This window comes from Pseudomonas sp. BNK-30 (assembly GCF_047456185.1).
GTDB lineage: Bacteria > Pseudomonadota > Gammaproteobacteria > Pseudomonadales > Pseudomonadaceae > Aquipseudomonas > Aquipseudomonas putida_E.
Window position 1 is genome coordinate 4,517,200 of the sequence record NZ_CP179904.1, and the last position, 24,933, is coordinate 4,542,132.

The window sequence follows — 24,933 nt, forward strand, 5'->3', positions numbered from 1 at the left end:
AGCTCAGATTGTGTCGCGTATGCTAGCATAGCGCCCCCGCTGTTCGTGCTAAGGCCCGCGCTGCGCCTAGCATCATTTCTCGCCATTTTTTCTCCGGGATACAGGTTTACGCAGATGAGCAAGACTTCTCTCGACAAGAGCAAGATCAGGTTCCTTCTTCTTGAAGGTGTGCACCAGAACGCGGTGGATACCCTCAAGGCCGCCGGGTACACCAACATCGAGTACCTCACTGGCTCGCTGCCGGAAGCAGAACTCAAGGAAAAGATCGCTGATGCCCACTTCATCGGCATCCGTTCGCGTACCCAGCTGACCGAAGAGATCTTCGACTGTGCCAAGAAACTGGTCGCCGTCGGTTGCTTCTGCATCGGCACCAACCAGGTCGACCTGGACGCTGCACGCGAGCGCGGCATTGCCGTGTTCAACGCGCCATACTCCAACACCCGTTCGGTGGCGGAACTGGTACTGGCCGAAGCCATCCTGCTGTTGCGCGGCATCCCCGAGAAAAACGCCTCCTGCCACCGTGGCGGCTGGATCAAGAGCGCGGCCAACTCGTTCGAAATCCGCGGCAAGAAGCTGGGCATCGTCGGCTATGGCTCGATCGGTACCCAGCTGTCGGTACTGGCCGAGAGCCTGGGCATGCAGGTCTACTTCTACGACCCGCTGACCAAGCTGCCGCTGGGCAACGCCGTACAAGTCACCAGCCTGCACGAACTGCTGGGCCTGGCCGACATCGTCTCGCTGCATGTGCCTGAGCTGCCATCCACTCAGTGGATGATCGGTGAGAAAGAAATCCGCGCGATGAAGAAGGGCTCGATCCTGATCAACGCCGCCCGTGGCACCGTGGTAGAACTGGACCACCTGGCCGCAGCCATCAAGGACAAGCACCTGATCGGCGCCGCCATCGACGTGTTCCCGGTCGAGCCACGCTCCAACGACGAAGAGTTCGAAAGCCCGCTGCGCGGCCTGGACAACGTGATCCTGACCCCGCACATCGGCGGCTCCACCGCCGAGGCCCAGGCCAACATCGGCCTGGAAGTGGCCGAGAAACTGGTCAAGTACAGCGACAACGGCACCTCGGTATCGTCGGTCAACTTCCCTGAAGTCGCCCTGCCGGCACACCCGGGCAAGCACCGCCTGCTGCACATCCACGAAAACATTCCGGGTGTGCTCAGCGAGATCAACAAAGTCTTCGCCGAGAACGGTATCAACATCTCCGGTCAGTTCCTGCAGACCAACGAGAAAGTGGGTTACGTGGTAATCGACGTTGACGCCGAGTACTCGGACCTTGCGCAAGAGAAGCTGCAGCACGTCAAGGGCACCATCCGCTCGCGCGTACTGTTCTGAGCTTGATTGCGGTATGAAAAAAGGGAGGCCTTGGTGGCCTCCCTTTTTTGTTTCGCCAACAAGCCAGCTCACACAACGATGCCAGTGGGGATCGACTTGCCAGCTTAAGGGCTGCGTGATGGCTCGGCTTACTTCACTTCAACCGTGATCTTCTTCGACTCAACGCTTGGCTTGAACGGCACGTGATACTGGTCACCCAGTACCAGCTGCAGGGTATGCTTGCCCGGCGTCAGGGTAAGAGTGGTTTCGGTCTGGGCCTTGCCGAAGTGCAGCACCTGCGGGCCGGCTGGCAACGCCGCGCCGCCTTCCGGCATCAGGCTGGTCGGCAGTGGCTGATCGGCTGCAGGCTCCTTGTCCACATCTACCAGCAGGTGGTGGTGGCCCGTGTGCGGGGTCTGGTCACCCGCAGGCTTGAGCCCCATGCCTTCGATGCCAAACTTGACGGTAAAGGTCTTGTCGACCGTTGCGCCATCGGCGGGGGAAACGATGAAGACCTTGGCATCCTTGGGCGGCTCCTGGCTCTTCAGCGCATCCGCAGCGCTGGCCAGTACCGAGGCCCCCATCAGCAGACCGGCTACGGCAGCACGCGAAAATAGGCTGTTCATTCACTTCTCCTGTGATTCACTCATTGACCGCCACCTGCAAACGAACGGCAGCGGAAGCTCACCATAGCCCACAAAGAGAAAAAATTCAGTTAGGGTTAAACATCGCCAAGGCTTCAAGGTCATAGGCTGCGCTCGACCACGACGAGGAAGAAAGTCGTGGCGACAGTTATTCATTTGCCAAAGAAAAGGGGCATTAGATGCGTTCGACCATGGGTGTACTGCTGGCAGTACTGATCACGCCATTGGCTCAAGCCGAGCTGATAGACGAAATCGCCGACCGGGGCGAACTGCGCATTGCCGTACAGGCCGACAACTCGCCGTATGCCTTCAAGGAAAACGAGCATCTGACGGGCTTTGAAATCGAATTCGGCCAAGAGCTGGCCAAACAACTGGACCTGCGTGTCGAGTTCATTGAAACGCCTGTGGCCGAGATACTGCCGGGTGTTGAAAGTGGCAAATACGACATCACCCTGACCCCATCGGACAATGCTCCCAAGGCCGATACGCCGTTTGATCTGAGCCAGCCTTTTGGCGAGAGGAAACTGGTCATCCCGTTCCAGAAAGACAACCCGGCGTTCGAGAGCGCGGTGAACAACGCGCTGCAGCGCCTCAAGGACAGCGGCCGTACAGCGGAGCTTGAGCAGAAGTGGTTCAAGGGTGTGCCGGAGACGGCTACCGGGCAGTGAGTCATTTATTGCCTGCACCAGCCTTTACGCGGCTAACCCCGCGAAAGGCCAGCACCAGACTACGCTGACAGCCCAGCCAGCGCTCGCTGGGCCTCTTCCAGCTCCAGCTCACTGAACACCAGTACCCCCTCCCGCTGCAGCAGTGCAGTGGTAACCCCTTGCCCCGGCACCTTCACCCCTGCGAACGTGCCATCGTAGGTCAAGCGGTTGCCACACGAAGGGCTGCCCGCCTTGAGCACCGCGACCCGGATGCCATGCCGACGCACCAGTGCCAGCGCCTGGTGCGCACCGGCAAGAAAGGCCGCGCTTACGTCCTCGCCCTTCACCGTCAGCACCTGCGCTGCCCCATCGAGCACATCGCCACCCTGCCCGCCCGGGATCTCTGCGGGCGGGCGCGGTGTGGGCAGGCCACCGGCCACCTCCGGGCACAACGGCACCACACGCCCTTCAGCCTGCCAGCGCTGCAACAGATCAGGATGGCCGCTGGCCCGCCCGTCATAACGCACCGGCTGCCCCAGCAGGCAGGCGCTGACCAGTACCTTGGGCGGGTCAGAACGGGTCATTGCCACGGCGCCGGAACCAACCCGTCAACGAAAGCCGCTCACGCCCCGCAGGCAAGACTTCGTGAGGCACTTCACCCGACAGAAACACCACCAGGCAGCCGGCCACGGGCTGCACGTCATGCTCGACAGCGTCAGCCAGGAACATGCGCAACTGGCCACCATCCTGCGGCTGCCAGTCTTCGTTGAGGTAGAGCACAGCCGAGACCATGCGCCGGTCGTCGTCGCGAAAACGGTCCAGGTGGCGACGGTAGAACGCACCTGCCGGGTACAGGGCGAAGTGACACTCGAAGTCTTCAAGGCCCAGGAACAGGCCCTGGTTGATGGCCAGGCGCAGCTGGTCCATGGCTTCCAGGTATTTGTCGCAAGCCTCGGCCTGCCCCGGGTCGATCCACTGGATCTGGTCGCCACGGATCGCCTCGCGCACCTCCTGGGCCACACCGCGCCCCACCCCGGCAGGGTTGAGCTGGCCTTCGGCATCACGGCGCCGACACTCGGCCGCAAGCGCACGCACCAGCTCGGCCGGCAGGAAAAGGGCCTGCTGCGACCAGCCATGGGTGGCCAGATCGTCAACGACGGCCGCAAGCATCGGGTGTTCAGGGGAGATATGCATGGCGCGCATCATATCCATTAGCCCTGCACTCGCACAGCGCCACTTGGCCGAGAAACACTCCGCTATCTCGACAAACCGGCGCCGAGCCAAGGACAATAGCCACCTGCCGACAGGAGTCCTGAATGCGCCGTCTGTTTTCCCTGATTCTGCTGATGATCTGCACCATGCCGGTCTGGGCAGACAGCCTCGATCAGCTGTACAAGGCCGCCGGCTGGCCCGACCAGCGCGCCCATTTCAATGATGCCGTGAGCGCCGCCCAGCAGCGCTATCGCAACAGCCTGCCGCCTGCGGTTTACCAGGCGCTGGTCAGTAACAGCAACCAGCGCTTCCAGGCCGAGGCCATGGACCGCCGTGCCCAGGCGCAATTGCGCAGCGCCCTGCCCGACCCTGCGCCGGCGCTGGCCTTTTTCCAGTCACCGCTGGGGCGCAAGATCGTCGCCGCCGAACTGCTGGCCACGCGCAAGGACCAGTTGGCCAAGCACGCCAAGGGCTTGCCGAAAATTCAGGCCAGCGACAACCGTCTGCTGATCATCGGGCACCTGGCTCAGGCCCTTCCGGCCCGCGAAGCCGGTGCCGAGGTTAGCCTGGCGATAGCCGGTGTGGCGGCCGACAGCCTTAGCTCGATGATCCCCGGCCTGTTCGGCGGTGGCCAGGCCCAGGGCCTGCTCGATGGCCAGCGCCAGCGGCTGATGAACCAGATTGGCGAAGACCTCAACAATACGTTGCTTTACGTCTACCGCGACCTGTCCGACGCCGAGCTGGAAGAGTTCGCCACCTTCGCCGAGTCCCCCCAAGGCAAAGCGTACTACCAGGCCGCCGTGGCAGCCGTGCGCGCCGGCCTGGCAGTCGGCCAGAACGGCGCGAACCTCAAGTAGTCAGCCCAAGCGCTGGTCGATGAAGTCGAAATAGCGCTGGCGGATTCCCGGCAGTTCATTGGCCAAGTGGTGACGGGCTTCGGGCAGCAGCAGGATCTGTGGCTCAGCAAACTTGGCCTTGAGCACTTCGAGGTTGTAGGGCCAGTCCACTGTGCCATCGGCCTGCCCCTGCACGATCAACGGCCGCCGCGGGCTGCACGGCGCGGCCTCGATCCGCTTGACCCAGGCCATCAGCGCGCCGACCCAGGCTGTCGGCAGGCGCCGAGGCTGCAGCGGGTCGGCCTCCAGAAACGGCAAGAACGTCGGGTCGTTGCTGTTTTCGCTGAAGCGCCGCTCAATGCCATTGACGAAGTGGCGCAACACTCGATAACTGAGTTTCGACCACAGCCAGGCGCGTGGGCGCACGAGCGGCGCAAGCAGGATCACCTGGCCATCAACCGGGCTCTGTACCCCCTGATGCAACAGATGATCGACGGCGATGGCACCGCCAGTGCTTTGCCCGCACAGGTGCCACGGGTGCGGTAAAGCAAGGCCGCGCGCCTGCTCGAACAGGGCATCGAGCACCTGCTGATAGAGTGCGAAATCAGTGATGCTGGCGCGCTCGCCACTGGACAGGCCATGGCCAGGCAGGTCGCAGCTGATCACTGCATAACCCTGTTTCAGTGCCCATTCGATCACGTGGCGGTAGAGGCCCATGTGGTCGTAATAGCCATGCAGCACAAACACTGTCGCCACGGGCTGCGAAGGTAGCCAGACCTGCCCCACCAGCTCGAAACCCGCTGCCTGAAAACCGCCCAGCCAGCTCTGCGCCGGCAGGTTCAGGCCGTAGAAACGCTGATAATCCTGCGCCTGAACGGACAAGGGTTGGCGTTTGCCCAGGGGCGCGAGGCTGACGCGCAGGCGGTCGGGGTGAAAAGCGGCAGGCATCGGGTACATCCACAGCGAAGCGAGTATTGATCCGGGATATTCAGCTCTTGGCTGCGCCGTGGCAAGCTTGGCCACTTTTTCAATCAACAAGACCGCTCCTCCAAAGGCTGCGGATGTGCCATGAAAACTCGAACGATCAAGCCGATATTTTCAGCCATTGCATTACTGTCATGCGCCGCCGTGCTCTGGTGGGCATACGACAGTTTCCAGGCCCGCTACCTGCGCCCGTTCGAAAGCCAGACCACGCTGTTCGACGGCAGCCAGCTGCGCCTGCCCGCAGAGCTCGCCGGCCCCGGCCCGGTTCGCGTAGTGCACTTCTGGGACCCGACCTGCCCGTGCAATGTCGGCAACCAGCAGCACCTGGGTGACCTGGTCAGCCATTTCGCAGACAAGGGCGTGGCCTTCCACGTTGTGCAAAAGCCGGGCAGCCATGGCCAGCTGCCGGTAAGCCTCACCCACCTGCAGCCCATCACCCACCTGCCGGGCAGCGAAAACCTGCCCGCCTCTCCGGCCGTAGCGATCTGGGACCGCCAAGGCAACCTCGCGTACTTCGGCCCCTACAGCGAAGGCGCGGTGTGCAACGCCAGCAACAGCTTCATCGAGCCGATCCTCAAGGCCCTGCTCGATGGCCGCCACGTCACCGCATCGAACACGCTGGCCGTCGGCTGCTATTGCCCTTGGGCCGGCTGACGCACGCGCGCCGGGTTACCGACCACCACCGCGCCTGCCGGCACATCGCGGGTCACCACACTGCCCGCACCAACCACTGCGTTATCGCCAATGGTCACCCCAGGCAGGATGATTGCCGCACCACCGATCCACACATTGTTGCCGATGGTCACCGGCCGTCCGCTCTCCAGCCCGGTACGCCGCAGTTCAGGGTCGAGCGGGTGATCGGCGGTGTAGATCTGCACCGCCGGCCCAATCTGGCAATCATCGCCGATACGTACCGGCAGCACGTCCAGGATCACGCAGTTGAAATTCATGAAGGTGTTGCGGCCGACACTGATGTTGTAGCCGTAGTCGCAATAGAACGGCGGGCGGATGACCGTGCCTTCGCCCACATGGCCGAAGTGCTCGGCAAGCAGACCGTTACGGGCTTCGTTAAGCAACTCGAAGCTGGTGTTGTAGCGCTGCATCCAGTGCTTGCTTGCGATTTGCTCAGCCTGTAGTTCGGGGCAGCCGGCGTGGTAGGGCTGGCCGCTGAGCATTTTCTGTTTTTCGCTGAGGGACATGGAAACTCCTGTCGAGGGCTATGCTCTTTGCGCGAATCCGCCGAAGATCGGACCACAATTCCCGCTCGAATGCACAAGGAGCTTCAATGAAGCGCAGCCTGACCCTTTTGGCCGTGGTAGTGGCCGTGGCCGCCGGTGCCGGTTACTGGTACGTGCACGGCAAACTGCCGCAGCGTGACGGCGAGGTAGCGGTAGCCGGCCTGCAGGCTCCGGTCAGTGTGCGCTATGACACCCGCGGCGTGCCGCACCTGCAGGCGCAGAACGAAGCAGACTTGTACCGCGCCCTCGGCTACGTGCATGCCCAGGACCGATTGTTCCAGATGGAAATCATGCGCCGCCTGGCCCGCGGTGAACTGGCCGAGGTGCTGGGCGACAAGCTGCTGGCCACCGATACCCTGTTCCGCAGCCTGCGCATCCGTGATCAGGCGGCGCTGATGGTTCAGCGCCTGGACCACCAATCCCCCGCATGGAAGGCCTTGCAAGCCTACCTCGATGGCATCAACGCCTGGCAGGCGAGCCACCCCAAACCCATGGAGTTTGACCTTATAGGCATAACGCCCAGACCGTTCACCGCTGAAGACACCCTGAGCATTGCCGGCTACCTGGCCTACAGTTTTGCCGCCGCGTTCCGCACCGAGCCTGCCTTGACCTACATCCGCGACCAGCTCGGGCCGCAGTACCTGGAGATTTTCGACCTCGACTGGCAACCTGACGGCGCGCTGGGGACCCCGCTGGCGGCGCAGGACTGGCAGGGCCTTGAAACCCTCGCCCGCCTCAGCCACCAAGCCCTTGGCGATGCCGGCATTCCCCAATTCGAAGGCAGCAATGCCTGGGCAGTGGCCGGCGGCCGTACCCGCAGCGGCAAGCCGCTGCTGGCCGGCGACCCGCACATCAGCTTCGCGGTGCCGGCCGTCTGGTACGAGGCCGAGCTGTCGGCGCCAGGGTTCAACCTGTACGGCTACTTCCAGGCGCTGAACCCGTTCGCGCTGCTCGGTCACAATCGCGACTTCGGCTGGAGCCTGACCATGTTCCAGAACGACGATGTCGACCTGATAGCGGAAAAGACCAACCCGGCCAACAGCGATCAGGTGATGGTCGAGGGCCAATGGCGAACACTGGAAAAGACTGAGCAGAAAATCGCCGTCAAAGGCGAGCAGCCCGTCAGCATCAGCCTGCGCCGCTCACCCCACGGGCCGATCGTCAACGACGTGCTGGGCGCGACCGCCGGCACGACGCCAATCGCGATGTGGTGGGCCTTCCTGGAAACCGAGAATCCGATCCTCGAAGGCTTCTATCAGCTCAACCGTGCCGACTCCCTTGCCAAGATGCGCGAGGCGGCGGCCAAGGTTCAGGCGCCGGGGCTCAACTTCGTCTGGGCCAGTGCAGGTGGCGATATTGGTTGGTGGGCTGCGGCGCAACTGCCGATCCGCCCGGATGGCGTCAACCCGTCGTTCATCCTCGATGGCGCGAGCCACCAGGCCGACAAGCTGGGTTTCTACCCTTTCAGCGTCAACCCACAGCAGGAAAACCCGGCCAGCGGTTACATCGTTTCAGCGAACCACCAGCCGCCAGCGGCGGTACCGATACCGGGCTACTACAACTTGCCGGACCGGGGCCGCCAGCTGGAGCGCCACTTAGCCAACCCGCAGGTGAAGTGGGATACCCAGAACAGCCAGGCGCTGCAACTGGACACCGCCAACGACTACGGCCCACGTACCCTGGCGCCCCTGCTTGCGACGCTGCGCGACATCGCCCAGGGCGATGAGGAAAAGGAGCTGGTAGAGCAACTGGCCGCCTGGCGCGGAGATCACCCGCTGGACTCTACCAGCGCCACACTGTTCAACCAGTTTCTCTACCAGTTGGCACATGCCGCGATGCATGACGAACTGGGCGATACCTGGTTCCCGGTGCTCATCAGTACCCGCACCATCGACTCTGCACTGCCACGCTTGGCGGCGGACGCGCAATCACCGTGGTGGAACACGCGCGGTGCTAACCAACGTACCGACCGCACCGCCATCGTGCGCATCGCCTGGCAGCAAACCCTCGAGCACCTGCGCGAAACCTTTGGCAAAGACCCGGCCAGCTGGCAATGGGGCAAGGCGCATACCCTGACGCACAACCATCCACTGGGTGTTAAAAAGCCGATGAACCTGCTGTTCAACGTCGGCCCGTTTGCCGCGCCGGGTACCCATGAGGTGCCCAACAACCTGTCGGCGAAAATCGGGCCTGCGCCGTGGCCGGTGACGTATGGGCCATCGACACGGAGGCTGATCGACTTCGCCGACGCTGGGCAGGCGTTGACCAGCAACCCGGTCGGGCAGAGTGGTGTGCCGTTCGATCGGCACTATTCGGATCAGGCTGAAGGCTATATCGAGGGGCAGTACCAGCGCGCCCAGATGGGGGTGATACCGGCCCACACTACCTTGCGTCTGGTACCCACAGAGTGATGGAAACTTTTCTTCGGATCGGCTTCTCCAACAGCTTCAGACTGCGATCCGCACGGCCATCACACTACAAGGACGATAACGATGAAAAGCCCCTGCCCGACTGACTCCAACGAACAACTGCTGTGGCTGCTGGCATTGAGCCGGGCATTGGGTAGCCAACGCTGAGCGTTGTGCCACCCCCAAAAAAACGCCGACGCGAATGCGTCGGCGTTTTTCATGCAAGGGTTAAGCAGGCGAATCAGAACGCCGGCAGCACCGCACCGCTGTACTTCTTGGCGATGAATTCCTTGACCTCAGGGCTGGTCAGGGCCTTGGCCAGCTTCTGCATAGCCTCGCTGTTCTTGTTGTCCGGGCGGGCCACCAGGAAGTTCACGTACGGCGAGTCGCTACCCTCGATCACCAACGCATCCTTGGCCGGGTTCAGGCCAGCTTCCAGCGCGTAGTTGGTGTTGATCATGTCCAGGTCGACCTGGTCCAGTACACGCGCCAGCATGGCCGACTCAAGCTCCTTGAACTTCAGGTTCTTCGGGTTCTCGGCAATGTCTTTCGGAGTGGCCAGGGCGTTTTTTGGATCTTTCAGGGTGATCAGGCCAGCCTTCTGCAGCAAGATCAGGGCGCGGCCACTGTTGCTGCCTTCGTTAGGAATGGCAACGGTGGCGCCGTCCTTCAGTTCGGACAGGTTCTTGATCTTCTTCGAGTAGCCACCGAACGGTTCGACGTGCACGCCGATCACGGTTTCCAAATGGGTGCCTTTACCTTCGTTGAAGCTCTTCAGGTAAGGCAGCGTCTGGAAGTAGTTGGCGTCCAGGCGCTTCTGGTCTACCTGTACGTTGGGCTGTACGTAGTCAGTGAAGACCTTGATCTGCAGGTCCACGCCTTCCTTGGCCAAGGTCGGCTTGATCAGCTCCAGAATTTCGGCGTGGGGCACAGGGGTCGCGGCAACCACCAGTTTCTCGGCGGCGGCAGCCAGGCCGGAGAACGACAGGGCAGCGGCCAGGGCAGTGGTCAGCAGGGTCTTCTTCATGGTGGTCCTTGTTTTGTTTCTGGGCCATCTGTGATGGCGAAGTCAGGTGCCCAACCGTTTCATCAGCGGGCGTGAGGCGCAAGATACCGAGATTTTTTATTCCGCAACAATACCTTTTAATTAGCTGCTTATTCCAAAAGCAAATTGCCATTACCCACTTTGTTTATGAGCAACGTCTAGCGCGGGGTATTCGGCAGGTCGAGGTCCTGTGGCTGGATCTCTTCACTATCATTCACCAGCAGGGCGAAGTGGATGATGTTTTCCAGTTCGCGGGTATTGCCGGGCCACGCGTGGGCTTGGAGCACCTGCTGGGCCGCTTCACTGATTAACGGCACAGGGCGCTGCAGGCGTGCGCAGTAGATACCTACGAAATACTCAGCCAACGGCAGGATATCGCCGCAGCGCTCACGCAACGGAGGCAGCTCCAGCGAGCCCTCACGCAAGTACTGGTACAAGCGTTCATTGAACCTGCCAGCTTTGACCACCCGGGCCAGGTCAATGCTCGTCGCAGCCACCAGGCGTACGTCCACCGGTTGCGGCAGCTGCGCGCCGACGCGGATGACTTCACGGTTTTCCAGCGCGGCCAGCAGCTTGCCCTGGATCGCCAACGGCAAGTCGGCGATTTCATCCAGGTACAACGTGCCGCCATTGGCCGATCCGAACCAGCCCGCCCGGCTGCTGGCGGTACCTCCATGGGTGCCGGCGCTGTAGCCGAACAGCTCAGCATCGGCGTAGGTATGGCTGATGGCCGCGCAGTTTACCGAGACGAACAGCCCACCACGGTCACTGGCCCGGTGGATTTGCCGTGCCAGCAACTCCTTGCCGGTACCGGTCTCACCGCGGATCAGCACCGGCAAGGCTTGCGGTGCCAGGCGGTCCAGCGCCTGGCGCAACTGCTGCGAGCGTGGGTCGATGAACACCAGCGCCTTGGCACGAATGCTAAGTGGGCTCTTGTCCAGTTCAGGGAAGGTCAGCAGCGGCTGGCCAAACGGGTTTTGAAAAGTCATGACTAACTCCCGCCCAAACCTCTGCGGGCCGGGCGTCAGGCAAACGATAAACAGTGGTGGCGATCAGGCGCGGCGCAGCGCGCGCTGTTCGACACGGCTTTGCAGGCGATACAGGTAGGCAAACCCCTGCTCCCAGTGTTCATGCCCGGATTTGACGTTGATATGCCCTGCATTGGTCAGCAACCCCGCTTCTGCGCCCCAAGCCTGAGCCAGGTACAGCGCGCGCGGCACGCTCACGGCAGGGTCGTTGTCGGAGCTGACCACCTGGCAGGGAAATGGCAGGGCCTGCAACGGCATTGGCGCGAAGTTGCGCAGGGCGGGCGAGCAGGTCGGCCGCTCGACATCTGCCGGGGCAACCAACAGCGCGCCGCGTACGTGCCGCAGCAAGGCCGGGCTGGCCTGGGCAGCCCAATGGGCGACCGTGATGCAGCCCAGGCTGTGGGCAATGAGAATCACCGGCGAGCGTTCAGCAGCGATTGCCTGCTCCAACGCCTGCACCCAGTCCTGGCGCTGCGGGGTGAGCCAGTCGTTCTGCTCTACCCGCGCGCTGTTGGGCAAGGTGCGCTGCCAGTGACTCTGCCAATGATTGTCTGGCGAACCTTGCCAACCCGGCACAATCAGGTAGCGAATGGACTCATTGCGCATGGGGAAGCCTCCTGTGAATTTGCGTACTTGGAGGCAAGTATAGGGAAGGGTTTATATCCTTAAAGGAATAAGAAGATATTTACTAATAACCAAAAATCAAAACGAGCCTGCCAACCGTTTAGCATTGGGGCTGCTCCGCAGCCCATCGCCGGCAAGCCAGCTCCCACTGGTACAGCGCAGTTCTTGAGTCTGCGCTGTACCAGTGGGAGCTGGCTTGCCGGCGATGGGCCGCAAAGCGGCCCCGAATCGCTTAACTGGCAGGCATCAGGACCTTGTCCGGGTTTTTCACCCGCTAAAGCAACTCAGATATCCGCCACCTTCTGCCAGACCTTTGGCCTGAAGAACAGCGTCTCACCTCGCGCCAGGCCGGTCAGGCTGTCGTGATCCTTGACCACCTCGGCCTCGATCAGCTCGCTCTGCCCTTCCACCTTCAAAGTCACCCGGGTAGTCGCGCCCAATGGGCGGATATCACGTACCTCGGCGGCATGGTGCCCTTCTGTTTCATGGCGCGACAACGACACCTCGTGCGGGCGGAACAGCACATGATGACCCTCGCTCAACGCCAGCCGGTTGGAGTCGCCGAGGAAGTGGTAGACGAAGTCGTTGGCCGGCTTCTCATACACTTCCCCCGGGGAGCCGATCTGCTCGATCACCCCCTTGTTCATCACCACGATGCGATCGGCCACTTCCATGGCCTCCTCCTGGTCGTGGGTGACGAACACCGAAGTCAGGTTGATGTCCTCGTGCAAACGCGCCAGCCAGCGGCGCAACTCCTTGCGCACCTTGGCATCGAGGGCACCGAACGGCTCATCGAGCAGCAGCACCTTGGGCTCCACCGCCAAAGCGCGGGCCAGGGCGATACGCTGGCGCTGGCCACCGGAAAGCTGTTCAGGGTAGCGGTCCGCCAGCCAGTCCAGCTGCACCATGTTCAGCAGTTCATGAACCTTCTCGGCAATCTTGCTCTCGCTCGGGCGCTCGCCCTTGGGCTTCATGCGCAGGCCGAAGGCAACGTTGTCGAACACGCTCATGTGGCGGAACAGCGCGTAGTGCTGGAACACGAAACCAACGTTGCGATCGCGTACATCGTGGCCGGATACGTCTTCGCCGTGGAACACGATATTGCCGTCATCCGGCGTTTCCAGGCCGGCGATGATGCGCAGCAGGGTGGTCTTGCCACAGCCAGAGGGGCCGAGCAGGGCCACCAGCTCACCGCTGTGGATATCCAGGTTGATGTTGGCCAGGGCCTGGAAGCTGTTGAAGCGCTTGCTGACGTTACGAACTTCGATCGACATGACTTATTCCTCCGCTGCGCTATGGCGCAGGCGGTTAATACGGTTCTCGCTCCACTGCTTGAGCAGCAGGATGAAGAGCGCCAGGATCAGCAACAGGCTGGCCACACTGAAGGCCGCGACGTGGTTGTACTCGTTGTAGAGGATCTCCACATGCAGCGGCAAAGTATTGGTGACGCCACGGATATGGCCCGAGACCACCGATACCGCACCGAACTCGCCCATGGCCCGCGCAGTACACAGCACCACACCGTAGATCAGGCCCCACTTGATGTTCGGCAGGGTCACGTGCCAGAACATCTGCCAGCCGTTGGCACCGAGCAGGCGCGCAGCCTCTTCTTCCTGGGTACCCTGCTCCTGCATCAGCGGGATCAGCTCACGGGCAACGAAGGGCACGGTGACGAAGATGGTCGCCAGCACGATGCCCGGCAAAGCGAAGACGATCTGGATATCGTGGTCCTGCAGCCAAGGCCCGAAAAAGCCTTGGGCGCCGAACATCAGCACGTAGACAAGGCCGGCGATCACCGGCGATACCGAGAACGGCAGGTCGATCAGGGTGACCAGGATGCTCTTGCCACGGAAGGTGTACTTGCTCACGCACCAGGCGGCGCTGACGCCGAATACCAGGTTCAGCGGCACAGAGATGACGACGGCGAGCAGCGTCAGCTTCAGCGCCGACAAGGCATCAGGCTCGAAGATCGCCTCGAAGAAGGTACCGAAACCGTTCTTCAGCGCCTGCGATACCACGATCACCAGCGGCAGCAGCAGAAACAGTGCGAACACCAGCCAGCCAAGGCCGATCAGGATGCGCCGCGACGTGGCGCTGCCGCGACGTGCGGCATTGGCGGCAGCGGTAGCACTCAGGGATGAACTGGACATGCCGGCCTCCTTCAAGGGGTTTCGATGCGGCGCTGCAGCAGGTTGATCAGCAGCAGCAGGATGAAGGAAACCACCAGCATCAGCACGCCGATGGCAGTCGCGCCGGTGTAGTCGTATTGGTCGAGCTTGACCATGATCAGCAGCGGCAGGATCTCGGTCTTCATCGGCATATTGCCGGCAATGAAGATCACCGAACCGTACTCGCCCACGCCACGGGCAAAGGCCAGGGCAAACCCTGTGAGCCAGGCGGGCAGCAGGGCCGGTGCCAGCACGTGCCGGAACACCTGCAGTGGTTTCGCGCCCAGGCAGGCAGCAGCCTCTTCGACTTCCCGCGGGATGTCCGCCAGCACCGGTTGCACGGTACGCACCACGAACGGCAGGGTGACGAAGGTCAGCGCCAGGGTGATGCCCAGAGGGGTGTAGGCGATCTTGAAGCCCAGGTCGGTGGCGAACTGACCGACCCAGCCTGCCGGGGCATACAGCGCAGTCAGGGCGATACCCGCAACGGCAGTGGGTAGAGCAAATGGCAGGTCGATCATCGCATCGATGATCTTGCGCCCAGGGAAGGTATAGCGCACCAGCACCCAAGCCAGCAGGGTACCGATGACACCGTTGATGATGGCGGCGAACAGGGCGGTGCCGAAACTCAGCTTGAGCGCGGCGATCACACGCGGCGCACTGATGATGTTCCAGAACTGCTCCCAGGTCAGCTGCGCGGCATGCACGAACATGGCGGCCAGCGGTATCAGCACGATCAGGCTGAGATACACCAAGGTGTAGCCCAGTGTCAGCCCGAAGCCGGGTATGACGGGGGAAATGCGACGTGACATAAAGATCCCTGGTTTAACGCACCAAGCCCGGCGGATGTGCCAGGCGGGTGCAGGCTTGTGAATCCTGGGGCTGCTGCGCAGCCCTTACGCGACGCAGGCCACGCTCTACCTGTAGGAGCGGCCTTGTGTCGCGAAAGGGCCGCAAGGCGGCCCCGCTTTTCCATGGCTGTTTACTGCGCCTGATAGATCTGGTCGAACACCCCGCCATCATTGAAGAATTTGGGCTGTGCTGCCTTCCAGCCACCGAAATCCTTGTCGATGGTTACAAGATCCAGTTCCGGGAATTGCTTGCCGAACTCGGCAGCGACCTTAGCGTCACGTGGGCGGTAAAAGTTCTCGGCAGCGATTCTCTGGCCAGCCGGGCTGTACAGGTGCTTGAGGTACTCCTCGGCGATCTGTTCATTACCCTTCTTCTGAGCGTTCTTGTCGACCACCGCCACAGGCGGTTCGGCCAGGATCGACAGCGAAGGCACGACGATTTCGAACTTGTCGGTACCGCCGTCTTCCTTCAGCGCCAGGAAAGCTTCGTTTTCCCAGGCCAGCAGAACATCACCCTGGCCGTTGTTGACGAACGTGATGGTCGAGCCACGGGCACCGGTATCCAGAACCGGCACGTGCTTGAACAGTTCCTGCACGTATTCCTTGGCTTTGGCTTCGCTGCCACCTTGCTTCAGGCCGTAGGCCCAAGCGGCGAGGAAGTTCCAGCGAGCGCCGCCGGAAGTTTTAGGGTTGGGGGTAATGACCGACACGTCCTTCTTGATCAGGTCACCCCAGTCCTTGATACCTTTCGGGTTGCCCTTGCGCACCAGAAACACGATGGTCGAGGTGTACGGGGTGCTGGCGTCCGGCAGGCGCTTCTGCCAGTCCTGCGGCAGGGTCTTGCCCAGCTTGGCGATCTCGTCGATGTCACCCGCCAGGGCCAGGGTCACCACGTCGGCGCGCAAGCCGTCGATTACCGCGCGGCCCTGTTTGCCCGAGCCGCCATGGGACTGCTGGATCTTCACCTTGTCGTCCGGGTGAGACTGCTGCCAGTGCTTGATGAACTCAGAATTGTATTGCTGATACAGCTCACGGGTCGGGTCGTAGGACACGTTCAGCAGTTCGTAGTCCTTGGCGATGGCGGAACCGGCAAAAACGACACTGGCCAAGGCGGCGAGCGCATAACGGCGGATGGACATGGTGAAGCTCCCGATTGGCATTTTTCTAGTTTTGAGTGAAGTGCGGTATCAGCCGGGCTTGTTGCCGGGCTGTTGCAGGCGGAACTTCTCTTTACGCTCGATCTGCACAACCTGACCGTTGTGCACGGTAATCTCCACCGCACCGAAACGCAGATCGCGCAGAGCGCTCTGGATCTCACGCACAATGGTGGCTTCGTCCTGACCGTCAATGCTGCGCACAGATGCACTCATGCTCGCTCTCCTGTGAGTGAGGTGCCGGGCAGAGGTTTTTGAAGGGGGTATGCGCCTGGCTTGAGAGCAATAGTAGAGAGGCGCAGTTATTCTTAAAAATACTGTTTAAGAATTTTTATATAACCAGAAGTATTATTCGCTGAGCTCGCTAAAGGGCCGCACTGCGGCCCCAGCTTTCTGCAGGACTAACTGGATTGCTTCTGAGGCTCGCGGATCTTGTACCAGGCCACATAGAGCGCCGGCAGGAACAGCAGCGTCAGCAGCGTTGCACTGATGATGCCGCCGATCATGGCGTAGGCCATCGGCCCCCAGAACACCTCACGGGCAATCGGGATCATGCCCAGACTGGCCGCCGCGGCAGTCAGCAAGATTGGCCTGCGGCGGTGATTGGTGGCCTCCAGCACCGCATCCCAAGGTGAATAGCCCTGGGCTTCGAACTCATCGATCTGGGTCACCAGGATTACAGAGTTACGAATGATGATACCGGCCAGCGCGAGAATCCCGAGAATCGCCACAAAGCCCATGGGCGTGCCCGTCGGCACCAGTGCCACGACCACGCCGATCAACCCCAGCGGCGCCACGCTGACCACCAGGAACAGCTTCTGCACACTGTGCAGCTGGATCATCAGGAACGTCGCCATGAGGAACAGCATCAGCGGGATGACCTTGGCGATCGGCCCTTGTGCCTTGCCGCTCTCCTCCACCGTACCACCTGTGGCTACCTCGTAACCGACTGGCAACTGGCTGGCGAACTCATCGATCTTCGGCTTGAGCTGCGCGACCAGGTCGGTAGGCTGGATCTCGCCGTTGACCGATGCCTTGATGGTGATGGTAGGTTTACGGTCGCGGCGCCATACCAGCGGCTGCTCCAGCTCGTAGCGCACCGTGGCGAATGCCAGCAAGGGTATCGAGGTGCCACTGGGCGTGACGATCTGCAGGTTCTGCAAGGTGTCTGGTGAGCCCCTCTCGCTGTCCACGGCACGGGCGATCACGTCCACCAGGTAGATGTTGTCGTTGACCTCGGTGACCGGCGCGCCGCTGACGATGCTGTTCATCACATTGGCCACGTCCTCGGACGACAGCCCGAGCTGGCGCGCCTTGTCCTGGGCGATCTCTATGCGCAGCACCTTACCCGGCTCGTTCCAGTCGTAGATCATCTCGCCGATGTGTTCATTGGTATTGAGCATCGTGGCCAGGTCGATCGCATGCTTTCGCACTTGGTCGATGTCCTTGCCGCTGACCCGATACTGGATCGGCCGCCCTACCGGCGGGCCCATTTCCAGCGACTGCACATTGGTGCCGATGCCGACGAACTCTTCGTGCAACAGCTTCTGCAGGCGCGCCATCATGCCCGCACGCTCCTCGAAGCCTTTGCTGACGATGACCAGCTGGGCGTAGTACGGGTTCTGCAGTTGCTGGTCCAGCGGCAGGTAGAAACGGATGGCGCCCTGGCCGATGTAGGTGCTCCAACGCACCATGTCCGGGTCGTCCTTGATCTTCGCCTCCAGGCGGTCGACCACCTTGCGCGTCTCCTCGATCGAGGCGTTCTGCGGCAGGTTGAGGTCGACGAGGATTTCCGGACGGTCCGAAGACGGGAAAAACTGGTTTTGCACAAAGCGCATGCTGAACAGCGACAGGGCGAACAGCAGGATGGTGCCGATGATGGTCAGCCAGCGGTGCCGCATGCACCACAGCAAACCACCTTCGAACGCCCGCCCCACGCGGCCGGGCTCCGCCTCATGGCCCTTGAGCTTGTCGCTCTTGAGAATATGTACACCGAGCACCGGCGCAAAGAACACCGCAACCACCCAGGACACGATCAGCGCCACGGCAATCACCGCGAACAGGGTGTAGGTGTACTCACCGGCGGAGCTGGCGTTCAGGCCGATCGGCACAAAGCCGGCCACGGTCACCAGGGTGCCGGTAAGCATGGGGAACGCGGTCGAGGTATAGGCAAAGGTCGCAGCCTGTTCCTTGCTCTCGCCCATCTCAAGGCGTGTAACCATGACCTCGACGGTGATCATCGCATCATCCACCAGCAGGCCCAGCGCGATGATCAGTGCACCGAGTGAGATCCTCTGCATGGTGATGCCGCTGTACTCCATGAACACGAAGACCATGGCCAGCACCAGCGGGATCGAGCAGGCCACCACCAGCCCTGCACGCACGCCAAGGCTGACGAAACTCACTGCCAGCACGATCACCACGGCCTCGAACAGTGCGCTGGTAAAGCCCCCTACCGCCTCTTTGACCACCACCGCCTGGTCGGACACGGTGTGAACGCCTACGCCAACCGGCAGGTCGTTGACGATGCTGTCCATCTTCTTCTTGAGGGCGGCGCCGAACACCTGGATGTTACCGCCAGCCTTCATGCCAATGGCCAGGCCAATGGCGGTCTGGCCGTTATAACGGAACATCGGTGACGGCGGGTCGACATAGCCGCGCTCGATATCGGCGATATCGGCCAGACGGAAGAAACGGTCATTGATGCGCAGGTTGACGGTCTGCAGGTCTTTCTCTGACGCGAATTGCCCGGTGGTGCGCACCGAGATCCGCTCTGGGCCTGCTTCGATCACCCCGGCCGGAGTTACCGCGTTCTGTTGCTGCAGGGCTTGCATGACCTGACGCTGGTCGATGCCCAGAGCGGCCAGCTTGCGCGTGGAAAACTTCAGGTAGAGCACCTCATCCTGGGTGCCGACCAGCTCGATCTTGCCGATATTGGGGACTTCGCGCACCTCGGCGCGGGCCTGCTCCACGTAATCGCGCAGCTGGCGCAGGGTCAGCCCATCTGCGGTGAACGCGTAGATCGAGCCGAACACATCGCCGAACTCGTCATTGAACCCTGGCCCCTGGATACCCTGTGGGAACTCGCCGCGAATATCCTGGATCTTCTTGCGCACCTGGTACCAGATTTGCGGAATGTCAGCAGCTTTGGTGGTGTCTCGCAGGTAGACGTAGACGGTGGACTCACCCGGGCGGGTGTAGCTCTTGGTGTAGTCGAGGGAGTCCAGCTCCTCAAGTTTTTTCTCGATGCGGTCGGTGACCTGGTACAGGGTTTCGTCCTGGGTCGCCCCAGGCCAGCGGGTCTGGATCACCATGGTTTTGATGGTGAACGAAGGGTCTTCTTCGCGGCCAAGGTTGAAGTAGGAAAAAATCCCCATCAGCAGGCCGACGAACATCAGGTACCAGACGAAAGACTGATGGCGCAACGCCCATTCGGACAGGTTGAAGCTTCCTTTCATTGCGCTTCCTCGTCGAAGGTGACCTTCTGGCCAGGCTTGAGGCTGTTGACACCGGCAGTGACCACCCGCTCCCCAGGCTGCACTCCAGACGCCAGCACGATACTGTCGCCGGTGCGGTCCAGCAGGGCAACGTCACGGGTAGCGACGGTTTTTTGCTCCGGATCGATGACCCATACCTGGGTCTTGCCATCGCGCTCGAGCAGCGCGCTCAGCGGCAATTCGCTGCGCGGGGTGATTGCCGAGGTCAGGGTGACACTGATCGCGGTACCCAGGTGGAAGGCATCGGGGGTACTGGCAAGGGTCAGGCGGGCACGCCGGGTGCGCGTGGCGGCATCGGCCTGGGGCTCCAGTTCACGCAGTATGGCGGTGGTATTGATGCTGTTGTCCAGTTGCGAGGCAACCGTGAACGTCAGGTCCTTGGTCAGCTGTTCGGCGATGCCGATGGGCAGGTCGATCACCGCTTCCTTGATGTCAGGTCGCGCCAGCGTGACCACCGCCTGACCGGCGGTGACCGTCTGCCCGGCCTCTGCCTGCCAGGCCGTGATCACCGCCGCATGGTCGCTGCGCAAGGTGCTGTAATCGAGCTGGTCACGCGCCTGACTGACCGCCGAACGCGCTTGCTCCAGGCTCGCGCCGGTGGTTTTCAGGTCGGTCTGGGCGATGTCCAGCTGGGCCTGGGCGCCGACGCCCCGGTCATACAGCTGTTGTTGCCGGCGGGCATTGGCCTGGGCGTTGATCCATTGCGCCTGGACCCTGGCCAGGTCGCCCTCGGCAGCGCGCAGCTGGTTCTGCTGGTCGGTGGGATCAAGGGTGGCGAGCGTGTCACCCGGCTTCACCTGGGCCCCGACATCCAGCCAGCGCCGGGCAATGCGCCCGGCCACCCGGAAACCCAGCGTGCTTTCATAGCGCGCCTGGATGGTACCGGCGAAGCGGCCAAGCTGCGACTGCGCCTGGGCTTCGACCACGGTTGACAGCACCGGGCGCACGGCTTCGGGTTGTTCTTCCTCACTGCCACAGGCCGTCAACAGCAAGCCTGCCGCACACATCAACAGTACCTTGTTCATGGCGCGGCGCCTCCGTCCTTGGCATCGACCTTCTCGACCTGCATACCGGGATGCAACAACTGGCCACCGCTGACGACTACCGTCTCACCGCCTTTTATGCCTTGGGCGATGACCACCTTGCCGGTGAGATAGCGGGTTACCTGGACTTTGCGCAGCTCAACCTTGTCGCCTTCACCCACCAACCACACCGCAGGCTCATGCAAGGCCTTGGTCAGTGCCGCCCAAGGCAACTCGATGCTCGGCCGCCCTTGCGCGTTGGCCGTGGCAGTAACAGGCGAACCCAGGCGCATGGCCGCTGGCACATTGCGCAGGGCCACCTTGACCTGCACCGTACCGCTCTGGGCCGATACGGTCGGGGTGATTTCACGGACAAAGCCTTGGGCCTGGACCTTGGGGTCGTCGAGCAGGCTGACCATCACCCCGGCATCGCTCGGCGGCGCCACCAGCAGGGACTCGTAGACATTGAACACCGCATCGCGGTCGCCATCGCGCGCAAGGCTGAAGATCGGCATGGTCGCCTGGACCACTTGACCGACCTCGGCCTGGCGCTCGGTGATCACCCCATCAGCCTCCGACACCAATGCGGTGTAGCCCAGTTGCTCTTGGGCATTGGCCAGTTGCGCCTGGGCTGCCTTGAGCGCGCTCTGGTTGCTGCGCAGCGATGCTTCGGCCGAGTCGTATTCGCTCTGGCTGGTGTACCCCTTGGGCAAGAGTTTTTGCTGGCGGACGAAGGCCGCGCTGGTCTGGGTGACGCGCGCCTGAGCAGCGAACACCTCGGCCTTGGCCGAATCGACATTGTTCTGCAGGTCTTTGGGGTCCAGCCGGGCCAGCACCTGATTGGCCTTCACGTGGTCGCCCACGTCAACGCTGCGCGAGATGATCTTGCCACCCACGCGAAACGAGAGATCAGTCTGCACACGCGCCTGCACATCACCGGTCAGGGTGACCCTGGCGGCGAAGTCAGTGGGTTGGACTTGCAATACACCGACCCGTGGCAAAACCTCGGGAGCCTCTTCCTTGCTGCAACCTGTGAGCAGGCCAAGCAGCCCCAAGCCTACGACCAACAGTGAACGCGTCACCCTCATGCAGGCTCCTGGCTTGCGCGCAAATGATTCGTGGGATGCGACTGTTAGCGTAGATCAGGGTTCAGAAAAAACACTGATCAAGGTCAGTTGGGCGGTCATGGCGACAATGCGGGCCCTGAAACAAGCAAGCCCGCTTCCACTGGATCGATGCAGCCCTCGCGGCGTGCAACCTACCTGTGGAAGCGGGCTTGCCCGCGACTACCGCGCTCAGGCCGACGCTGCGGCTGCCGTCGTGCGTTTGACCTGCGGCTGCGACACGCTGGCCGCAGCACCCTCCTCGATCGCCTGCTGGATCGCCTTGCGGCGATGCTCTTCGGCGCGGCGGCTGAAGTACCAGACCATGAAGGTCACCAACGACACCGACAGCAGGATCAGGCTGGCCACGGCGTTGATCTCCGGCTTCACGCCCAGGCGCACAGCGGAGAACACTTCCATCGGCAAGGTGGTCGAACCAGGCCCGGACACGAAGCTGGCCAGTACCAGGTCATCCAGCGACAGGGCGAACGACATCATGCCGCCCGCCGCCAGCGACGGCGCAATCATCGGGATGGTGATCAGGAAGAACACCTTCCACGGCTTGGCACCCAGGTCCATGGCCGCTTCTTCGATCGACAGGTCCAGCTCGCGCAGGCGCGCCGACACCACTACCGCCACATAAGCCGCGCAGAACGTGGTGTGGGCGATCCAGATGGTGACCACGCCCCGTTCCTGCGGCCAGCCGATCGTCTGCGCCATGGCCACGAACAGCAGCAACAGCGACAGACCGGTGATCACTTCAGGCATCACCAGCGGTGCAGTGACCAGGCCACCGAACAGCGTGCGGCCCTTGAAGCGGGTGACCCGGGTCAGCACGAAGGCTGCCAGGGTACCCAAAGCCACCGCCGCCACCGCCGTGTAGCAGGCGATCTCCAGCGAGCGCATCACCGACCCCATGAGCTGGGTGTTGTCGAGCAGGCCGACGTACCACTTGATCGACCAGCCGCCCCACACCGTTACCAGCTTGGAGGCGTTGAACGAATAGATCACCAGGATCAGCATCGGCAGGTAGATGAACAGCAAGCCGAGCACCAGCATCAGCTTGGAGAAACTGAAGCGCTTCATGCCCTGCCCTCCATTTCTTTGGCCTGGCTACGGTTGAACAGCAGGATCGGTACGATCAGGATCGCCAGCATCACCACCGCCAGGGCAGAGGCCACCGGCCAGTCACGGTTGTTGAAGAACTCTTGCCACAGCACCTTACCGATCATCAGGGTTTCCGGGCCGCCCAGCAGTTCCGGAATGACGAACTCGCCCACCACCGGGATGAACACCAGCATGCAGCCGGCGATAATGCCGTTTTTCGACAGCGGCACGGTGATCTTCCAGAAGCTGTTGAAGGTGCTCGAACCCAGGTCCGATGCGGCTTCAAGCAGACTCTGGTCGTGCTTTACCAGGTTGGCGAACAGCGGCAGGATCATGAACGGCAGGTACGAATAGACCACGCCGATGTACACCGCCAGGTTGGTGTTGAGGATCTGCAACGGCTGGTCGATCAGCCCGGTCCACATCAGGAACCCGTTGAGCAGGCCGTTGTTGCTGAGGATGCCCATCCAGGCATAGACGCGGATCAGGATCGCGGTCCAGGTCGGCATCATGATCAGCAGCAACAGCACGGTCTGGGTTTCCTTGCGTGCGTTGGCAATCGAATAGGCCATCGGGTAGCCGATCAGCAAACACAGCACGGTGCTGATGAAGGCCATCTTCAGCGAGCCCAGATAGGCCGAGATGTACAGCTCATCCTCAGTCAACAGGCCATAGTTGGCCAGGTTGATTACCAGCTGCACCTTGTCTTCGACGTAGCTGTAGATCTCGGTATACGGCGGGATCGCCACGTCGGCTTCGGCAAAGCTGATCTTCAGCACGATGAAGAACGGCAGCATGAAGAATAGGAACAGCCAGATGAACGGCACACCGATCACCAGGTGCCGCCCCTCGGGGATAAGGCGCTGGAAGGCTCGCTTGAGCTTGCGCAGTTTCATGACCGCAGTACCACGCCGCTGTCGTCTTCCCACCAGACGTACACTTCATCGCCCCAGGTCGGGCGGGTGCCCTGGCGCTCGGCGTTGGCGACGAAAGACTGGACCACTTTGCCGCTGGGCAGCTCGACGTAGAACACCGAGTGGCCGCCCAGGTAGGCGATGTCATGGACCTTGCCGCGCGACCAGTTGTGCTCGAAATCCGGCTGCTCGGTAGTCACCAGCATTTTTTCCGGGCGCAGGGCATAGGTGATGTGCTTGTCTTCAACCGAAGTGGACACACCGTGGCCAACGTAGATCTTGCGCTCGAGCTCCGGCGAGGCGATCAGCGCATGGCCTTCGGCATCGTCGATCACTTCGGCCTCGAACAGGTTGACGTTACCGATGAACTCGCACACCAGGCGGCTGGTGGGCGTCTCATAGATATCCACAGGCGAACCGATCTGGGCAATCCAGCCCAGGTGCATGATGGCAATGCGCTGGGCCATGGTCATGGCCTCTTCCTGATCGTGGGTCACCATCACGCAGGTCACGCCCACGCGCTCGATGATCTCGACCAGTTCCAGCTGCATCTGCGAGCGCAGCTTCTTGTCCAGCGCGCCCATTGGCTCGTCGAGCAGCAACAGCTTGGGGCGCTTGGCCAGCGAACGGGCCAAGGCCACACGCTGACGCTGACCACCGGAGAGCTGGTGCGGCTTGCGCTTGGCGTACTGGGTCATGTGCACCAGCTTGAGCATCTCGGCCACGCGGGCGTCGATCTCGGCCTTGGGCATCCGGTCCTGCTGCAAGCCGAAGGCGATGTTCTGCGCCACGGTCATGTGCGGGAACAGCGCGTAGGACTGGAACATCATGTTGATCGGCCGCTCGTAGGGCGGCATGTCGGTGATGTCTACGCCATCGAGGAAAATACGCCCTTCAGTCGGGCGCTCGAAACCGGCCAGCATACGCAGCAAGGTCGACTTGCCCGAACCGGAGCCACCGAGCAGGGCGAAAATTTCGCCCTTGCGGATCTCCAGCGACACATCGTCCACCGCTACCGTTTCGTCGAATTTTTTTGTGACCCGGTCGATCTTGACCAACACCTGCTTGGGTTGCTGGCCACCCTCGAGGGCTTTCTTATAGGCACCGGAGGCAACTGCCATGAGTGAA

General features: G+C 61.9%; 24 protein-coding genes. 5 read left to right on the top strand and 19 right to left on the bottom strand.

Features of this window, described 5'->3' with window-relative positions:
• Positions 1-114 precede the first annotated feature (114 nt).
• A complete protein-coding gene (serA, locus tag ACMGGN_RS20890; protein ID WP_039602651.1) occupies positions 115-1,344 on the top strand; it encodes a phosphoglycerate dehydrogenase in 1,230 nt (409 codons plus the stop codon).
• 128 nt (positions 1,345-1,472) lie between these two features.
• Here the strand turns inward: serA and ACMGGN_RS20895 are convergent, their stop codons facing one another.
• Positions 1,473-1,949 (bottom strand): DUF4399 domain-containing protein, encoded by a 477-nt coding sequence (locus ACMGGN_RS20895; protein ID WP_046786998.1) that lies wholly within the window; start codon positions 1,947-1,949, stop codon positions 1,473-1,475.
• A gap of 197 nt (positions 1,950-2,146) precedes the next feature.
• Between ACMGGN_RS20895 and ACMGGN_RS20900 the strand changes: the two genes are divergently transcribed.
• Positions 2,147-2,635, top strand: a complete 489-nt coding sequence (locus tag ACMGGN_RS20900) for a substrate-binding periplasmic protein (protein WP_046786997.1) — start codon at positions 2,147-2,149, stop codon at positions 2,633-2,635.
• A gap of 59 nt (positions 2,636-2,694) precedes the next feature.
• Here ACMGGN_RS20900 and ACMGGN_RS20905 read toward each other — a convergent pair whose 3' ends face one another.
• Positions 2,695-3,198 carry a DUF523 domain-containing protein gene (locus ACMGGN_RS20905; RefSeq protein ID WP_046786996.1) on the bottom strand — a complete coding sequence of 168 codons (504 nt, stop codon included), beginning with the start codon at positions 3,196-3,198 and terminating at the stop codon, positions 2,695-2,697.
• Positions 3,185-3,817, bottom strand: coding sequence for a 2OG-Fe(II) oxygenase (locus ACMGGN_RS20910; RefSeq protein ID WP_046787080.1), 633 nt, complete (start codon positions 3,815-3,817; stop codon positions 3,185-3,187). The genes ACMGGN_RS20905 and ACMGGN_RS20910 overlap by 14 nt, the downstream gene beginning before the upstream one ends.
• A 113-nt stretch (positions 3,818-3,930) precedes the next feature.
• Here ACMGGN_RS20910 and ACMGGN_RS20915 point away from each other — a divergent pair, with 113 nt between their 5' ends.
• Positions 3,931-4,683: a DUF2059 domain-containing protein gene (locus ACMGGN_RS20915; RefSeq protein WP_414156263.1), complete on the top strand. Its 753-nt coding sequence runs from the start codon at positions 3,931-3,933 to the stop codon at positions 4,681-4,683.
• On the opposite strand, the gene ACMGGN_RS20920 is transcribed toward ACMGGN_RS20915, so the two are convergent.
• Entirely contained in the window at positions 4,684-5,610 is a 927-nt protein-coding gene (locus tag ACMGGN_RS20920; protein ID WP_174141039.1) for an alpha/beta hydrolase, read from the bottom strand. It abuts the gene before it with no gap.
• A 120-nt stretch (positions 5,611-5,730) separates the two neighbouring features.
• Here ACMGGN_RS20920 and ACMGGN_RS20925 point away from each other — a divergent pair, with 120 nt between their 5' ends.
• The gene (locus ACMGGN_RS20925; protein ID WP_251962097.1) at positions 5,731-6,300 is read left to right on the top strand and encodes a DUF6436 domain-containing protein; all 570 of its coding nucleotides are present in this window, start codon (positions 5,731-5,733) and stop codon (positions 6,298-6,300) included.
• Here ACMGGN_RS20925 and ACMGGN_RS20930 read toward each other — a convergent pair.
• Positions 6,279-6,845 (bottom strand): sugar O-acetyltransferase, encoded by a 567-nt coding sequence (locus ACMGGN_RS20930; protein WP_119688101.1) that lies wholly within the window; start codon positions 6,843-6,845, stop codon positions 6,279-6,281. The two genes, ACMGGN_RS20925 and ACMGGN_RS20930, sit on opposite strands and share 22 nt — an antisense overlap.
• A gap of 86 nt (positions 6,846-6,931) precedes the next feature.
• On the opposite strand from ACMGGN_RS20930, the gene ACMGGN_RS20935 reads away from it, so the two are divergent.
• Entirely contained in the window at positions 6,932-9,295 is a 2,364-nt protein-coding gene (locus ACMGGN_RS20935; protein ID WP_414156264.1) for a penicillin acylase family protein, read from the top strand.
• A 238-nt stretch (positions 9,296-9,533) separates the two neighbouring features.
• Here the strand turns inward: ACMGGN_RS20935 and ACMGGN_RS20940 are convergent, their stop codons facing one another.
• The 14 genes from ACMGGN_RS20940 to potA all read right to left on the bottom strand — a co-directional run bounded on the left by ACMGGN_RS20940 (position 9,534) and on the right by potA (position 24,926).
• On the bottom strand, positions 9,534-10,319 hold the full coding sequence (locus ACMGGN_RS20940) for a MetQ/NlpA family ABC transporter substrate-binding protein (protein ID WP_046786990.1): 786 nt from the start codon (positions 10,317-10,319) through the stop codon (positions 9,534-9,536).
• Positions 10,320-10,495: 176 nt separating this feature from the next.
• Positions 10,496-11,326 (bottom strand): sigma 54-interacting transcriptional regulator, encoded by an 831-nt coding sequence (locus ACMGGN_RS20945; RefSeq protein WP_115273334.1) that lies wholly within the window; start codon positions 11,324-11,326, stop codon positions 10,496-10,498.
• Positions 11,327-11,389: 63 nt separating this feature from the next.
• Positions 11,390-11,971 carry an alpha/beta hydrolase gene (locus tag ACMGGN_RS20950; protein ID WP_414156265.1) on the bottom strand — a complete coding sequence of 194 codons (582 nt, stop codon included), beginning with the start codon at positions 11,969-11,971 and terminating at the stop codon, positions 11,390-11,392.
• 302 nt (positions 11,972-12,273) lie between these two features.
• Entirely contained in the window at positions 12,274-13,263 is a 990-nt protein-coding gene (locus ACMGGN_RS20955; RefSeq protein ID WP_204919377.1) for a sulfate/molybdate ABC transporter ATP-binding protein, read from the bottom strand.
• A gap of 3 nt (positions 13,264-13,266) precedes the next feature.
• On the bottom strand, positions 13,267-14,139 hold the full coding sequence (cysW, locus tag ACMGGN_RS20960; RefSeq protein ID WP_414156266.1) for a sulfate ABC transporter permease subunit CysW: 873 nt from the start codon (positions 14,137-14,139) through the stop codon (positions 13,267-13,269).
• A gap of 11 nt (positions 14,140-14,150) precedes the next feature.
• On the bottom strand, positions 14,151-14,969 hold the full coding sequence (gene cysT, locus ACMGGN_RS20965; protein WP_161871732.1) for a sulfate ABC transporter permease subunit CysT: 819 nt from the start codon (positions 14,967-14,969) through the stop codon (positions 14,151-14,153).
• A 170-nt stretch (positions 14,970-15,139) separates the two neighbouring features.
• The gene (locus tag ACMGGN_RS20970; protein ID WP_237859764.1) at positions 15,140-16,147 is read right to left on the bottom strand and encodes a sulfate ABC transporter substrate-binding protein; all 1,008 of its coding nucleotides are present in this window, start codon (positions 16,145-16,147) and stop codon (positions 15,140-15,142) included.
• A gap of 48 nt (positions 16,148-16,195) precedes the next feature.
• Positions 16,196-16,378: a sulfur starvation response protein OscA gene (oscA, locus tag ACMGGN_RS20975; RefSeq protein ID WP_046786983.1), complete on the bottom strand. Its 183-nt coding sequence runs from the start codon at positions 16,376-16,378 to the stop codon at positions 16,196-16,198.
• Between the two features lie 185 nt (positions 16,379-16,563).
• Positions 16,564-19,620 (bottom strand): efflux RND transporter permease subunit, encoded by a 3,057-nt coding sequence (locus ACMGGN_RS20980; RefSeq protein ID WP_161871734.1) that lies wholly within the window; start codon positions 19,618-19,620, stop codon positions 16,564-16,566.
• Positions 19,617-20,684: an efflux RND transporter periplasmic adaptor subunit gene (locus tag ACMGGN_RS20985; protein ID WP_196997323.1), complete on the bottom strand. Its 1,068-nt coding sequence runs from the start codon at positions 20,682-20,684 to the stop codon at positions 19,617-19,619. The genes ACMGGN_RS20980 and ACMGGN_RS20985 overlap by 4 nt, the downstream gene beginning before the upstream one ends.
• Entirely contained in the window at positions 20,681-21,769 is a 1,089-nt protein-coding gene (locus ACMGGN_RS20990) for an efflux RND transporter periplasmic adaptor subunit (RefSeq protein ID WP_414156267.1), read from the bottom strand. Before ACMGGN_RS20990 ends, ACMGGN_RS20985 begins: the two co-directional genes overlap by 4 nt.
• Before the next feature lie 207 nt (positions 21,770-21,976).
• Positions 21,977-22,870 carry an ABC transporter permease subunit gene (locus tag ACMGGN_RS20995; RefSeq protein ID WP_046786979.1) on the bottom strand — a complete coding sequence of 298 codons (894 nt, stop codon included), beginning with the start codon at positions 22,868-22,870 and terminating at the stop codon, positions 21,977-21,979.
• Positions 22,867-23,748, bottom strand: a complete 882-nt coding sequence (locus ACMGGN_RS21000; RefSeq protein ID WP_172655290.1) for an ABC transporter permease subunit — start codon at positions 23,746-23,748, stop codon at positions 22,867-22,869. The genes ACMGGN_RS20995 and ACMGGN_RS21000 overlap by 4 nt, the downstream gene beginning before the upstream one ends.
• A 35-nt stretch (positions 23,749-23,783) precedes the next feature.
• A complete protein-coding gene (potA, locus tag ACMGGN_RS21005) occupies positions 23,784-24,926 on the bottom strand; it encodes a polyamine ABC transporter ATP-binding protein (protein WP_012312231.1) in 1,143 nt (380 codons plus the stop codon).
• Positions 24,927-24,933 lie beyond the last annotated feature (7 nt).